We start from the raw sequence: 14,388 nt of genomic DNA on the forward strand, positions 1-14,388 counted from the left end.
GCTCAACCCTATGGCTGCCATCGCGGGTCGTTGCGGACTTTCTCGGCTATGTGTTTGAAGAATTCCTTGCGGATTTTCAGTTGCAGTCCTGTCTCGGTTTCGACAATGGTCAGATCATTGTCCTTCGGGTTCGGGCGGTACTGAAAGCGGGTAAATACCTGTTCCGTCTCGCCTTGGATGAAATAGTGCAAGGTGTTTCGAGAGTTTAAGGATGGTAAATCGTCCATCCCGAGTTCGTTCGCACTGACTGTGATTCCCGGTTCTGCAACCACATGAAGCTCAGTGGCGGTGACCCCTTGTTCTTCGGCGTCCGCAGCTGAAAACCGAATAGGCATGATCATCAGGTGACCATTGCGATAAAACTGCTTCTGAATATGGAAAGGTTTGCTGATGCCAACCTCTTTCCCGCTAACGTGAATGTTCCAGTACACATGCGTCACATCATCGAGTTTTCGGAAAGCCCCATCCTCGCCGAACACTATTTCGTAACCTCCCCCGAAGTAGCAGTGCAGCGAAGTCGTCTTGCTTTTCAATTCGAGTTCCAGAAGCATGCCGGCAAATGCCATCGTAGTGCTCAGGTAGGTCGCACGATCAGCTTCGACACCGAGGGCGGTGCCGGTCTCCCACTGGTATTGTCCGAGCAGACTTTCAAACACTGGCGCGCCTGTGCCGATCAAGTGCAGATCGGTACAGCTCGGAGTGTCGAAAGTCCTGGCGTCGAAGTTGATTTGATAGGCCGCATTCTCATAGACGAAATATCCCGTCAGTTGCAGATCCAAGCCATTCAGATCGTCCGGCAGTTGCTTCAGATACGCTCGAAGGGCAGCTGGGGTCAGCCCGGATCCCGCCATGGCTCGCAGTTCTTGAATCACCAATCTTGCCGCCACTTCATGGCCTGCCCATGCGATGGCCATGTCATCACAGATGACAATGACCTTTTGGGTCAGCCCGACGATGGAATACCCCGATCCCTTGGGAAAGACTTCAGTGACTTTGCCCACGGAAGGAATAGAGACGTCGTGCTCAGTCTCATCACCCGACAGCAGCAAGTCGCCCATAACCACTAATCGCCGATTGAGCGCGTAAGAGATCCCTAAAGTCATAAAAGCTCCTGGGTGAACGATTGATATGGCCGCGCCAACAAAATGCCACCATCGTTCATCCGATTGCAACGCTGACCGAAAACCGCTCCCGATACGCCTGCGGCGTCACCCCGATCGCCCGCAGGAAACTGCGGCGCAACGTCTCCTCACTGCCAAACCCGCAGTTGGCCGCCACCCGTTTCACCGGCAGCCCGGTGTCGCTGAGCAGGCGCCGGGCGGTTTCGACGCGGATCAGTTCGATGGCGCGGGCCGGGGTCTGGCCGGTGTCGGCGCGGTAGTGGCGGACGAAACTGCGTTCGCTCATGCCGGCCTGTTCGGCCAGGGTCGGGACGCCGAGGTCGCAGGTGAGGTTTTCGGCGATCCAGGCGTGCAGCTCATCAAAGCGATTGCCCTGATTCTGCAGGGCCAGGGTCACGCTGAATTGCGATTGCCCGCCGGGGCGTTTGAGGAACACCACCAGATGCCGGGCGACGTCGAGGGCGAGGTCGCGGCCCAGATCTTCCTCGACCATCGCCAACGCCAGATCGATGCCGGCGGTAACGCCGGCCGAGGTCCAGACCGGGCCATCGTTGATGAAAATCGGGTTGGCTTCGACCTGCAACTTCGGGTGCTGCTGCGCCAGTTGTTCGCAACGGGTCCAGTGGGTGACCACGCGACGTCCGTCGAGCCAGCCGCTCGCCGCCAGTAGAAATGCCCCCGTACACACCGAGGCGACGCGTCGACATTTCGCTGCGTGCTCGCGTACCCAATCCACCAGCGACTCATCTTCGGATGCCGGATAGATCCCCCAACCACCCGCGATAATCAGCGTGTCGCTGGCGTCTTGCGGCAACGGTTCGGCGAGCACCGCCAGCCCCGCCGAGGACATCACCGCCCCGCCCTCGCGAGCAATCACCGACGGCACATACGGCACCGGCAAGCCGCGTTGGCGGGCGATGTCGTTGGCCGAGGCGAACACTTGCAGCGGGCCAGTGACGTCGAGGATTTGCATGTTGGCGAACGCAAGTACGTGAATGGCTTTGGGCATTTGGCGTAATTCGTGGGTTTATTGGCGTATACGCCAGAACCTACGCGCCTACAGTTACGCCGTCCACCCCTCAAATGGAGAAAAACCCCATGACGTTGCAGATCGGTTTTCTGTTGTTTCCGCAGGTGCAGCAACTCGACCTGACCGGTCCCTATGACGTACTGGCCTCGCTGCCGGACGTGCAGGTGCATCTGATCTGGAAAGATCTGGTGCCGATCACCGCCAGCACCGGCCTGCTGTTGAAACCGACCACCACCTTCGAGGACTGCCCGAATCTGGATGTGATCTGCATACCCGGCGGCGCCGGGGTCGGGCCGCTGATGGAAGATGAGCAGACGTTGGAGTTCATCAGGCGTCAGGCGGCGCAGGCCAGGTATGTAACGTCGGTTTGCACCGGTTCGCTGGTGCTGGGCGCGGCGGGACTGCTGAAAGGCAAACGTGCGACCACCCACTGGGCCTATCACGAACTGCTGCCGAAACTCGGCGCGATTGCGGTGCAGGACCGGGTGGTACGCGACGGCAATCTGTTTACCGGTGGCGGCATTACCGCAGGCATCGACTTTGCGTTGGTGCTGGCGGCTGAACTGGTAGGGGCCGAGGCGGCGCAGTTGATTCAGTTGCAACTGGAATATGCGCCGGCGCCGCCGTTCAATTCGGGCAGTCCTGATACGGCACCGAGCGCAATCGTCGATGAGGCTCGCCTGCGGGCTGCGCCGTCGCTGAAATTGCGCTCGGAGATCACCGAACGCGCCGCCGCGAAACTCAACCTGCGCTGATCCTCAGCCACACACAAAACCCTGTAGGAGCTGCCGCAGGCTGCGATCTTTTGACTTTGGCTTTTCAAGATCAAAAGATCGCAGCCTGCGGCAGCTCCTACAGGTCGGATTGCGGCGTGTCACCGTTTCCCGCCACACCTTTACTTGTCCCCACGCCCTCACCCGTGTAGAAAGCCCTTCCATCCCATTCTGCACAAGGACTTTCGATGAAGGCGTTGCCATGGCCCTATCTGGCACTTCTCAGCCTCGGTTATGGACTGGCGTTGAGCTTTGGCCAACTCGGCTGGCTTGCGCTGATCTCCTTCGGACTGTTGCTGGTGGCCGGTTTCGCCGTGCGCCAACAGCTGGTGCCGGTGGCGCGGTTGCTGGGTCACGCTGTGTTTGTTTTCCTCGCCCTGTCACTGGCGCTGCACTGGTTGCCGGGGTTCGACAACGGTCGGGCCATCGCGAAGATGCGTTTCACCGATGACGCCGTGCCGTTCGCGATGTACCTGAATCTGGACAAACCGCTGATCGGCTTCTGGCTGCTTTTGGCCTGCCCGTGGATCGTCGCCGCCCGCTCGCTGCGTCTGACGGTATTCGCCAGCGTCCTCGGCCTGATGTTGAGCGCAACCCTGGCCCTGGGTGGCGCACTGTTATTCGGGATGATTGCCTGGGCACCGAAGTGGCCTGATCAGGCGTGGCTGTGGCTGCTGAACAATCTGCTATTGGTGACGCTGGTCGAGGAAGCACTGTTTCGTGGCTATATACAGGGCGGTTTGAGCCGGCTGTTCAAGCACCTGCCCCATGGCGACATCCTCGCTCTGCTGCTGGCGTCGCTGATCTTTGCCCTGGCGCATGTGGGTGCCGGCTGGCACTGGGTGCTGCTGGCGGGTCTGGCGGGTGTCGGCTATGGTCTGGCCTACCGTTTCGGCGGGCTGGCGGCGGCGATCGCCACGCATTTCGGGCTGAACCTGCTGCATTTTGCGCTGTTCACCTATCCGATGCTGGCCGGTTGAAGCAAGCGCGGTTTTGCGACGCCGTGCTGATATCTGAAAAAAAACTTCAATAATTTCCTGACAGCGCCGACAACCTTTCAAAGCCTTGCGGATTGAAAAACCATGCGTAACAACCAGCCCATTACACAACGCGAACGGACTTTCCCGGCTCAGCAGCGGTTGATTTCCACAACCGACGCCAAGGGCGTGATCACCTACTGCAACGACGCTTTCGTCGAAATCAGCGGGTTTTCGCGTGAAGAACTGATCCGTGCGCCGCACAACCTGGTCCGTCATCCTGACGTGCCGGCGGCGGTGTTTTCGCACATGTGGGGCACACTGAAACAAGGCTTGCCATGGATGGGCATTGTCAAGAACCGCTGCAAATCCGGTGACCACTACTGGGTGAACGCCTACGTGACACCGGTGTTCGACGGCAATCAGGTGGTCGGTTACGAGTCGGTGCGAATCAAACCCACCGCCGAACAGATCCGCCGTGCCGAAGCGCTCTACCAACGCATCAACCAGGGCAAGTCGGCGATCCCTTCCAGCGACAAATGGCTGCCGGTGCTGCAGGACTGGTTGCCGTTCATTCTGGTCAGCCAGCTGAGCTTCGTGATCGGCGCGACGCTGAACTCGCACTGGGGCTTTGCCCTCGCGGCCGGTTTGTCGGTACCACTGGGCCTGATGGGCCTGCAATGGCAGCAACGCGGACTCAAGCGCCTGCTGCGCCTGGCCGAACAGACCACCTCCGACCCGCTGATCGCGCAGATGTACACCGACAGCCGTGGCGCGCAGGCGCGTCTGGAAATGTCGATCCTCAGCCAGGAAGCGCGCCTGAAAACCTGCCTGCCCCGTCTGCAGGACACCGCCGAGCACCTGACCGATCAGGCCAAACAGTCCGACGCCCTGGCGCACAACAGCTCCAGCGGTCTGGAACGTCAGCGCGTGGAAACCGAACAGGTCGCCACCGCCGTCAACCAGATGGCCGCCACCACCCAGGAAGTGGCCAGCCACGTACAGCGCACTGCTGACGCGACACAAGAAGCCAACCGCCTGACCGGTCGCGGTCGCGACATCGCCGGGGAAACCCGCGAAGCCATCCAGCGCCTGTCGGTCGTCGTCGGGGAAACCGGGCTGACCGTCACGCAACTGGCCAAGGACAGCGACGAAATCGGCGGCGTGGTCGACGTGATCAAAGGCATCGCCGACCAGACCAACCTGCTCGCGCTCAACGCTGCGATTGAAGCCGCACGTGCCGGCGAGATGGGCCGTGGTTTTGCCGTGGTCGCCGACGAAGTCCGCCAACTGGCACAACGCACCAGCGAATCCACCGGCCAGATCCACGCCCTGATCGCCAAGCTGCAACAGACCGCCTCCAGCGCCGTACAAACCATGGAAGCCGGCCATCGCCAGGCGGAAGAAGGTGTGGCGCGGGTACTGGAAGCAGATCAGGCCCTGGTCGGCATCAGCGAAGCAGTGGCCAACATCACCGACATGACCACCCAGATCGCCGCCGCGACCGAAGAGCAAAGTGCCGTGGCTGAAGAAATCAGCCGCAACATCAGCAACATTTCGGAACTGGCGGACCAGACCTCGGAACAGGCGCATAACTCGGCGCTGCTGAGTGAAGAGCTGACCAAGACGGCCAATACGCAATATTCGTTGGTCGAGCGGTTTAACCGCTAAAAGCAAAAGATCGCAGCCTGCGGCAGCTCCTACATCGATCACCTGTAGGAGCTGCCGAAGGCTGCGATCTCTTGATCTTGAAAGCCCGGACAGCGAAAGCGTCCGGGCTTTTTATTGCCAGCCTGAAAGTGATTGTGCCTGGCAGACCGCATTCGCGAGCAGGCTCGCTCCCACATTTAGTCCTCTGTACGCAGAACCAATGTGGGAGCGAGCTTGCTCGCGAAGATGCCATAACGGCCAGCGGAATTATTGAGGCAACCGCAGTTTGTCCAGCAATCGATTAACCAACAGCTCGTTCAACATGATCAGCTGTTGCAGCGCCAGCAGCGGATTGCCCTCCGGGCCGCCGATTGAGTTGGCGATATTGCCAGCCCTGGCTTTGGCCGACGACAGCGATTCGCAAGCCTCGACGATCGAGAAGAGGCGCAGCGAAGCAAGCCGTAGACGCTGCCCCCCGGATCGATCCCGGAGCGAAGGCACCCCGAGCCCCAGCGAGCGGGTCGAACGCAGGAGCAAGCGTTTGTTGCTGACTTTTTTGAGGCGCTTGTCAAAAAAGTGAGTCGTCGCAAGGGCGAAACCTTAAGTGGCCGATACCGCAGCAGCGGATATTCACACCAGTCTCGGCAACGTTATTAGCTGACCAGCACATATAAGGCTGGCTGCCTAGCTGTGAGATCTGACAGTAGACGCCCACCTGTTCGAGCGAGTATCAGGAGAAACCGTAATTGCAGTCGGTTGTAACACCTCCTCTTACTCGAAAAGGCAGGTTTAACAATGACCACTCACGTTATGTTTCTCCCGAAAAAGCCACCAGTGCGCAATGACACGTTTCAATGGAGATTGGGCGACAAACGGAAAACAGCGGAATTCAGTTCCTTCTATGAAGGCGAGTTTTTGGGGGAGTTGTATTGGGCCATAAGCGGTGGAACAGGGAATTTCGACGATGAAAACTATTTTGCTTTCTCCATGACTCTGCCCTACCAATCCGATAAGACTCTCACAGGTGTTTATCACCTCGACCAAGGGCTGACATGTGTACACAGCCATTGGATCCCTGCGCCACCGGGATTCATCGGAATGGCTACGGTAGACGCCGACTCGGCGACCCTCAGCATCAAATATGACCCTGAAACGGACATCGCTACGGGATCATTCGAGGCCTTGTTCAAAAGTAATCGCTATCGTCTGAAGCCCAAGGGGACCTTCACCATGACCCGGGTGAGACCGACTGAAGCTGGCTCACTGCAATTCCGGGCAAGCCCACCTCAAAGTCCCTTGAAAGAATAACTTCGTGCAAGCGCTGCCACACGCTGCGATCTTTTGGCTTTTAAAGCCCGGACGGCGAAAGCGTCCGGGCTTTTTATTGCCAGCCTGAAACTCATGGTGTCTGGCAGACCGCTTTCGCGAGCAAGCATGCTCCCACAGTGGGATCAGGTCTCATCAGTTAGAGATTGGTCGACTGTCAGGCCGCCATCGCTGGCAAGCCAGCTCCCACAGTGGGACCGGGTGCCATCAGTTAGAAATTGATCGGCTGTCAGGCCGCCATCGCTGGCAAGCCAGCTCCCACACTGGAATCGGGTGCCATCAGTTTAGAAATTGGTCGGCTGTCAGGCCGTCATCGCTGGCAAGCCAGCTCCCACAGTGGGATCGGGTGTCATCAGTTAGAAATTGGTCGGCTGGCAGACCGCCATCGCTGGCAAGCCAGCTCCCACAGTGGGATCGGGTGTCATCAGTTAGAAATTGGTCGGCTGTCAGGCCGCCATCGCTGGCAAGCCAGCTCCCACAGTGGGATCGGGTGTCATCAGTTAGAAATTGGTCGGCTGTCAGGCCGCCATCGCTGGCAAGCCAGCTCCCACAGTGGAATCGGGTGCCATCAGTTTAGAAACTGGTCGGCTGTCAGGCCGCCATCGCTGGCAAGCCAGCTCCCACACAAGAGCAAGAGCAGAACCCGCACCGCTCTTGCTCCTCACCACTCAACACGATGAGCGTTAGCTCAAGTACCGCTTTTGATCTTGATCCACGGGGCGACGTCGGAAGGCTGAGTGGAGGGATTGATCCGGGGGTGGGAGCGCAGCGACCGTTTGGCGAAGCCAAACACAGCGAGAGGAGGTGCAGCGAAGCAAACCGTAGGCGCTGCTCCCCGGATCGATCCCGCAGCGAAGGAACCCCGAGCTTTAGCGAGCGGGCCGGACGTAGGAGCAAGCGTTTTTTTGCTTACTTTTTTTAGGCGTTTGTAAAAAAAGTGAGTCGCCGTAAGGGCGAAACCCTAAGCCGCCGTGACCGCAGCAACGGATATGCCCCCCAAACAAAGCCTCACCGAAGAAACCCGGCAACCGTCTCCGCAGCCGAAGCCAAATGCTGCTCATGCGTAAACCCGGAAACCTTGAGCGGCTTCAAATCATGATCCCCAGAGGCCAACCAAAACACCTCAATACTCGGCGATAGATCGTAAGCCTCGACAGCGTCCCGATTGCCCAGCGCATCCCGCTCGCCCTGAACAATCAACGTCCGAGTCCGCAAAGAAGCCAGATGCTCAACCCGCGGCTTCTCCGGTTTCCCCACCGCATAAAACGGATATCCAAGACAGACAAGCGCATCAGCCCCCAACTCATCGGCCAAGAGACTGGCCATCCGCCCCCCCATCGACTTCCCGCCAACCGCCAAAACCCCAGCGACATGACGTCGCACTTCAGCGAACACTTCGCGCCAGCACTCAAGCAGTTTCGGCGCCGGATTCGGCGGGCGTTTACTGCCATCAACCCGACGCTGCGCCATATAAGGAAACTCAAACCGCAACACGTTCACGCCCAATCCAGCAAGGCGCCCAGCCATATCCGTCATCCAGTCACTGTCCATCGGCGCACCTGCACCATGGGCCAGGATCAACGTCGCCGAAGCCTCGCCCGATGCAGCATCCCAAAGCCACCCATGATCCCGCACGCACTGCGCCCATTGATCCCCGTCAATACTGGCCTTGTGCTGTTTGTCCATGCTTGCCTCGCTTTTAGTCTGCCTATAACTCCAGGCGAAGGATTCGCGGCGTTTTCTGCACGCGCTCACTTCGGCTGAACCGTGGATGGGGAACCATGAACACTTCTATCAGTACCGCCTACAACTACAAGGTGGTCCGCCAATTCGCCATTATGACGGTGGTGTGGGGCATCGTCGGCATGGGGCTCGGGGTTTTTCTCGCGGCCCAATTGGTCTGGCCGGAACTCAACTTCAATTTGCCCTGGACCAGTTTCGGCCGTCTGCGCCCGCTGCACACCAACGCGGTGATCTTCGCCTTCGGTGGCTGTGCGCTGTTCGCCAGTTCGTTCTACTCGGTGCAGCGCACCTGCCAGACGCAATTGTTCGCGCCGAAAATCGCCGCGTTCTGCTTCTGGGGCTGGCAACTGGTGATCCTGCTGGCGGCGATCAGCCTGCCGCTGGGTTATACCAGCTCCAAGGAATACGCCGAGCTGGAATGGCCGATCGACATCCTGATCACCATCGTCTGGGTCGCCTACGCCATCGTGTTCTTCGGCACGATCATGCAGCGCAAGACCAAGCACATTTATGTGGGCAACTGGTTCTTCGGCGCGTTCATCATCACCGTGGCGATCCTGCACATCGTCAACAACCTCGAGTTGCCGGTGAGCTTCACCAAGTCCTACTCGGTGTACGCCGGTGCGACCGACGCGATGGTGCAATGGTGGTACGGCCACAACGCCGTAGGCTTTTTCCTCACCGCCGGTTTCCTCGGGATGATGTACTACTTCGTGCCTAAACAGGCTGAACGTCCGGTGTATTCGTATCGCCTGTCGATCGTGCACTTCTGGGCGCTGATCACCCTGTACATCTGGGCCGGCCCGCACCACCTGCACTACACCGCGCTGCCGGACTGGGCGCAGTCGCTGGGCATGGTGATGTCGCTGATTCTGCTGGCGCCGAGCTGGGGCGGCATGATCAACGGCATGATGACCCTCTCGGGCGCGTGGCATAAGTTGCGCAGCGACCCGATCCTGCGCTTCCTCGTGGTGTCGCTGGCGTTCTACGGCATGTCGACCTTCGAAGGTCCGATGATGGCGATCAAGACTGTAAACGCCCTCTCCCACTACACCGACTGGACCATCGGCCACGTTCACGCCGGCGCGCTCGGCTGGGTAGCGATGATTTCCATCGGCGCGCTGTACCACATGATCCCGAAAGTCTTCGGCAAAGAGCAGATGCACAGCATCGGCCTGATCAACGCGCACTTCTGGCTCGCGACCATCGGCACCGTGCTCTACATCGCTTCGATGTGGGTCAACGGCATCGCCCAGGGCCTGATGTGGCGCGCAGTCAACGAGGACGGCACGCTGACCTACTCCTTCGTCGAAACCCTGGTGGCCAGCCACCCAGGCTTCATCGTGCGTCTGGTGGGTGGGGCGATCTTCCTCAGCGGCATGTTCCTGATGGCTTACAACACCTGGCGCACCGTGCGGGCCTCGCAGCCTGCTGACGTCGTTGCTGCCGCGCAGATGGCCTGAGGAGTCCGCCATGAAACACGAAACGATTGAAAAGAACGTCGGCCTGCTGATGCTGCTGATGGTGTTTGCCGTGAGCATCGGCGGCCTGACCCAGATCGTCCCGCTGTTCTTCCAGGACGTCACCAACAAACCGGTGGAAGGCATGAAGCCCTACACCGCGCTGCAACTGGAAGGCCGCGACATCTACATCCGCGAAGGCTGCGTCGGTTGCCACTCGCAGATGATCCGCCCGTTCCGCGCTGAAACCGAACGCTACGGGCACTACTCGGTGGCCGGCGAAAGCGTGTGGGATCACCCGTTCCTGTGGGGTTCGAAACGTACCGGGCCGGACCTGGCCCGCGTCGGCGCGCGTTACTCGGATGACTGGCACCGCGCGCACTTGTACAACCCGCGCAACGTGGTACCCGAGTCGAAAATGCCGGCCTACCCGTGGCTGGTCACGCAAGCGGTCGACAGCAGCCACACCGAAACCAAGCTCAAGACCATGCGCACCCTCGGCGTGCCGTACACCGACGACGATATCAGCGGCGCGGTCGCCAGCCTCAAGGGCAAGACCGAGATGGACGCCCTCGTCTCCTACCTGCAAGTGCTTGGCACTGCGATCAAGAGCAAGAGGTGAGCCATGGTCATTGAAATGAGCACAGGCCTCATACGTGGTCTCGGCACGGTCGTGGTGTTCGTCGCCTTCGTCGGTCTGACCTTGTGGGTATTCAATCGCAAGCGCACCCCGGAGTTTGCCGAAGCACGTCTGCTGCCGTTCGCCGACGAGCCGCAACCCGACACTACCCCCGCATCTGAAACAAGGAGTACCCGGCCATGACCACCTTCTGGAGTACGTGGATCTGCGTACTGACCATCGGCAGCCTGATCGGCCTGACCTGGCTGCTGATCGGCACGCGCCGGGGCGAGACCAAGGGCAGCGTCGACCAGACCATGGGCCACAGCTTCGACGGCATCGAGGAGTACGACAACCCGCTGCCGCAGTGGTGGTTCATGCTGTTCGCCGGCACGCTGGTGTTTTCCGTGGGCTATCTGATCCTGTATCCGGGCCTGGGCAACTGGAAAGGCATTCTGCCCGGCTACGAGGACGGCTGGACCGGCGTCCACGAATGGGAAAAGGAAATGAGCAAGGCCGACGCCAAATTCGGGCCGATATTCGCCAAGTTCGCCGCCATGCCGGTGGAAGAAGTGGCGAAGGATCCGCAGGCGCTGAAAATGGGTGGCCGACTGTTCGCCTCCAACTGCTCGGTGTGCCACGGTTCCGACGCCAAGGGCGCGTTCGGTTTCCCCAACCTGGCGGACAAGGACTGGCGCTGGGGCGGCAGTGCCGAGACCATCAAGACCACCATCATGGGTGGGCGGATGGCGGCGATGCCGGCCTGGGGCGAAGTGCTCGGCGAGACAGGTGTAAAGAACGTCGCGGCGTATGTGCGTCACGAACTGGCCGGCCTGCCGCTGCCGGCCGACAGCAAGGCTGACCTGCAGGCCGGACAGCAAGCGTTCAGCAACACCTGCGTAGCCTGTCATGGGGCAACCGGCCAAGGCACTGAAGCCATGGGTGCGCCGAACCTGACGCACCCGGCCGGATTTATCTACGGCACCAGCCTGACGCAGCTTGAGCAGACCATCCGCCATGGTCGCCAAGGCCATATGCCAGCGCAGAACGAATTGCTGGGCAACGATAAAGTGCAATTGCTGGCCGCTTATGTGTACAGTCTTTCACACGGATTGAATACAGAAAAACTGATTACCGAAGACAACAAGCAATAAGTATTGCGTACACCTCTGCCGCATCGTTCTCGATGCGGCAGCATCCCGCCCCTTTGCGACGCATTGTCGCACCCCGTCACACCCTCTCCTTTCGAATCCTCCGATTCGGGTCTACGCTTGCTCGATGCGGACTGGCCCGTGCCGGTTCCAGGTCGACCTTGAGCGATGTGTTCGACAAATCGCCTGACTGACAGGGCGCAAAGCCCGGTAGATACCGGCTGTCGCGTCGATGACCGTCCGTCACCCGATCACTGCGTTGGAACACACCTCGTTACATCTGACCTGAACCCCTCGCTTTTTTCGTCCGCTGCGACATTTTGTCCGAGGCCGATTTTGTCCTTACGCGGCGTATGGAAAGGCCGCAGAATCAGCGTTGGAAAGCATTGACCCAGGTCATGGCGCGTTGCAATGACCCCCTGCTCTCTGCATACTTGCGGCCGATTTTAATCCTAATAAAACACCCAAACCGTGGAACCTTAGAATGAGCACAGCAATCAGTCCGACTGCTTATAACTATAAGGTAGTCCGCCAGTTCGCCATCATGACGGTGGTCTGGGGGATCCTTGGCATGGGGCTTGGTGTCTTCATCGCCTCGCAACTGGTCTGGCCGGAGTTGAACTTCGGTCTGCCGTGGACGAGCTTTGGACGCCTGCGCCCGTTGCACACAAACCTGGTGATTTTCGCCTTCGGTGGTTGTGCACTGTTTGCCACTTCCTACTATGTCGTGCAGCGAACCTGCCAGACGCGACTGATCTCCGACAGCCTCGCCGCCTTCACCTTCTGGGGCTGGCAGGTAGTTATCGTCGGCGCAATCATTACCTTGCCGCTGGGCTACACCACCACCAAGGAATACGCCGAACTGGAATGGCCGCTCGCCATTCTGCTGGCCATTGTCTGGGTCTCCTACGGGCTGGTGTTCTTCGGCACCATCACCAAGCGCAAGACCAAGCACATCTATGTCGGTAACTGGTTCTACGGCGCGTTCATCGTCGTGACCGCGATGCTGCACATCGTCAACCACGCTTCCCTGCCGGTCAGCTTCTTCAAGTCCTACTCCGCCTACTCTGGCGCGACCGACGCGATGATCCAGTGGTGGTACGGCCACAACGCCGTGGGTTTCTTCCTGACCACCGGCTTCCTCGGGATGATGTACTACTTCGTGCCGAAACAGGCCGAACGCCCGATCTACTCCTATCGCCTGTCGATCGTGCACTTCTGGGCCCTGATCACCCTGTACATCTGGGCCGGCCCGCACCACCTGCACTACACCGCACTGCCGGACTGGGCACAATCGCTGGGCATGGCGATGTCGATCATTCTGCTGGCGCCAAGCTGGGGCGGCATGATCAACGGCATGATGACCCTGTCGGGTGCCTGGCATAAGCTGCGCACCGACCCGATCCTGCGCTTCCTTGTGGTGTCGCTGGCGTTCTATGGCATGTCGACCTTCGAAGGTCCGATGATGGCGATCAAGACCGTCAACTCGCTCTCGCACTACACCGACTGGACCATCGGCCACGTACACGCCGGCGCTCTGGGCTGGGTGGCGATGATTTCGATCGGCGCGATCTACCACATGATCCCGAAACTGTTCGGCCGCGCGCAGATGCACAGCGTCGGCCTGATCAACGCACACTTCTGGCTCGCGACCATCGGTACCGTGCTGTACATCGCCTCGATGTGGGTCAACGGCATCACTCAGGGTCTGATGTGGCGTGCAATCAACGATGACGGCACCCTCACCTACTCGTTCGTCGAAGCGCTGCAGGCCAGCCACCCGGGCTACATCGTCCGTGCCCTGGGCGGTGCATTCTTCGCCAGCGGCATGTTCCTGATGGCTTACAACGTCTGGCGCACCGTGCGCGCCTCGAACCCGGTTGAAGCCGAAGCCGCCGCCCAGATCGCTGTCGTTGGAGCTCACTGATGAAGCATGAAGCTGTCGAGAAGAATATTGGCCTGCTGGCCTTCTTCATGGTTATCGCCGTCAGCATTGGCGGCCTGACCCAGATCGTTCCGCTGTTCTTCCAGGACGTCACCAACAAGCCGGTCGAAGGCATGAAGCCGCGCTCGGCACTGGAACTGGAAGGCCGCGACGTCTACATCGCCAACGGTTGTGTCGGCTGCCACTCGCAGATGATCCGTCCGTTCCGTGCCGAAACCGAACGCTACGGCCACTACTCGGTCGCCGGTGAAAGCGTCTGGGACCACCCGTTCCTGTGGGGTTCCAAACGTACCGGTCCGGACCTGGCTCGCGTGGGCGGTCGTTACTCCGATGACTGGCAGCGTGCGCACCTGTACAACCCGCGCAACGTAGTGCCTGAGTCGAAAATGCCGGCTTACCCGTTCCTCGTGGAAAACAAGCTCGACGGCAAAGACACGGCCAAGAAAATGGAAGTGTTGCGCACACTCGGCGTCCCTTACACCGACGAAGACATCGCCGGTGCAAAAGAGGCCGTGAAGGGCAAAACCGAAATGGACGCGCTGGTGGCCTACCTTCAGGGCCTGGGCACCATCATCAAAAGCAAACGGTGATTC

Annotated in this window: 14 protein-coding genes; 10 read left to right on the forward strand and 4 right to left on the reverse strand. The window is 59.7% G+C overall.

Annotation, left to right across the window (positions count from 1 at the left end; translation table 11 throughout):
- Window positions 1–8 precede the first annotated feature (8 nt).
- Together KVQ82_RS20040 and KVQ82_RS20045 are read right to left on the reverse strand one after the other, a co-directional pair.
- Window positions 9–1,103, reverse strand: a complete 1,095-nt coding sequence (locus tag KVQ82_RS20040; protein WP_222015413.1) for a hypothetical protein — start codon at window positions 1,101–1,103, stop codon at window positions 9–11.
- Window positions 1,104–1,158: 55 nt separating this feature from the next.
- Window positions 1,159–2,130 carry a GlxA family transcriptional regulator gene (locus tag KVQ82_RS20045; RefSeq protein ID WP_222015414.1) on the reverse strand — a complete coding sequence of 324 codons (972 nt, stop codon included), beginning with the start codon at window positions 2,128–2,130 and terminating at the stop codon, window positions 1,159–1,161.
- Between the two features lie 89 nt (window positions 2,131–2,219).
- Between KVQ82_RS20045 and inhA the strand changes: the two genes are divergently transcribed.
- The 3 genes from inhA (at window position 2,220) to KVQ82_RS20060 (ending at window position 5,572) form a co-directional block, all read left to right on the forward strand.
- Window positions 2,220–2,906, forward strand: coding sequence for an isonitrile hydratase (gene inhA / locus KVQ82_RS20050; protein WP_222015415.1), 687 nt, complete (start codon window positions 2,220–2,222; stop codon window positions 2,904–2,906).
- A gap of 206 nt (window positions 2,907–3,112) precedes the next feature.
- The gene (locus KVQ82_RS20055; RefSeq protein ID WP_222015420.1) at window positions 3,113–3,904 is read left to right on the forward strand and encodes a CPBP family glutamic-type intramembrane protease; all 792 of its coding nucleotides are present in this window, start codon (window positions 3,113–3,115) and stop codon (window positions 3,902–3,904) included.
- 102 nt (window positions 3,905–4,006) lie between these two features.
- Window positions 4,007–5,572 (forward strand): PAS domain-containing methyl-accepting chemotaxis protein, encoded by a 1,566-nt coding sequence (locus tag KVQ82_RS20060; protein ID WP_222015422.1) that lies wholly within the window; start codon window positions 4,007–4,009, stop codon window positions 5,570–5,572.
- A gap of 246 nt (window positions 5,573–5,818) precedes the next feature.
- Here KVQ82_RS20060 and KVQ82_RS20065 read toward each other — a convergent pair whose 3' ends face one another.
- Entirely contained in the window at window positions 5,819–6,088 is a 270-nt protein-coding gene (locus KVQ82_RS20065; protein ID WP_222019470.1) for a hypothetical protein, read from the reverse strand.
- Between the two features lie 258 nt (window positions 6,089–6,346).
- Between KVQ82_RS20065 and KVQ82_RS20070 the strand changes: the two genes are divergently transcribed.
- Window positions 6,347–6,859, forward strand: coding sequence for a hypothetical protein (locus KVQ82_RS20070; RefSeq protein WP_222015424.1), 513 nt, complete (start codon window positions 6,347–6,349; stop codon window positions 6,857–6,859).
- A 1,026-nt stretch (window positions 6,860–7,885) separates the two neighbouring features.
- Here the strand turns inward: KVQ82_RS20070 and KVQ82_RS20075 are convergent.
- Complete coding sequence (locus KVQ82_RS20075) at window positions 7,886–8,563, reverse strand: alpha/beta family hydrolase (RefSeq protein WP_222015426.1); 678 nt, start codon at window positions 8,561–8,563, stop codon at window positions 7,886–7,888.
- Between the two features lie 95 nt (window positions 8,564–8,658).
- On the opposite strand from KVQ82_RS20075, the gene ccoN (KVQ82_RS20080) reads away from it, so the two are divergent.
- From ccoN (KVQ82_RS20080) to ccoO (KVQ82_RS20105), 6 genes are all read left to right on the forward strand, one after another.
- Complete coding sequence (gene ccoN, locus KVQ82_RS20080) at window positions 8,659–10,083, forward strand: cytochrome-c oxidase, cbb3-type subunit I (RefSeq protein ID WP_041067879.1); 1,425 nt, start codon at window positions 8,659–8,661, stop codon at window positions 10,081–10,083.
- Between the two features lie 10 nt (window positions 10,084–10,093).
- Window positions 10,094–10,702: a cytochrome-c oxidase, cbb3-type subunit II gene (gene ccoO / locus KVQ82_RS20085; RefSeq protein ID WP_003223389.1), complete on the forward strand. Its 609-nt coding sequence runs from the start codon at window positions 10,094–10,096 to the stop codon at window positions 10,700–10,702.
- A 3-nt stretch (window positions 10,703–10,705) separates the two neighbouring features.
- Window positions 10,706–10,903, forward strand: coding sequence for a cbb3-type cytochrome c oxidase subunit 3 (locus KVQ82_RS20090; RefSeq protein ID WP_041067875.1), 198 nt, complete (start codon window positions 10,706–10,708; stop codon window positions 10,901–10,903).
- Entirely contained in the window at window positions 10,900–11,853 is a 954-nt protein-coding gene (ccoP, locus tag KVQ82_RS20095) for a cytochrome-c oxidase, cbb3-type subunit III (RefSeq protein WP_222015427.1), read from the forward strand. The genes KVQ82_RS20090 and ccoP overlap by 4 nt, the downstream gene beginning before the upstream one ends.
- Before the next feature lie 481 nt (window positions 11,854–12,334).
- The gene (gene ccoN / locus KVQ82_RS20100) at window positions 12,335–13,777 is read left to right on the forward strand and encodes a cytochrome-c oxidase, cbb3-type subunit I (RefSeq protein ID WP_222015428.1); all 1,443 of its coding nucleotides are present in this window, start codon (window positions 12,335–12,337) and stop codon (window positions 13,775–13,777) included.
- Window positions 13,777–14,385: a cytochrome-c oxidase, cbb3-type subunit II gene (ccoO, locus tag KVQ82_RS20105; protein WP_198760195.1), complete on the forward strand. Its 609-nt coding sequence runs from the start codon at window positions 13,777–13,779 to the stop codon at window positions 14,383–14,385. The genes ccoN (KVQ82_RS20100) and ccoO (KVQ82_RS20105) overlap by 1 nt, the downstream gene beginning before the upstream one ends.
- The last annotated feature ends 3 nt before the right edge of the window (window positions 14,386–14,388 follow it).

Source organism: Pseudomonas sp. AO-1 (genome assembly GCF_019775695.1).
Taxonomy (GTDB): domain Bacteria; phylum Pseudomonadota; class Gammaproteobacteria; order Pseudomonadales; family Pseudomonadaceae; genus Aquipseudomonas; species Aquipseudomonas parakoreensis.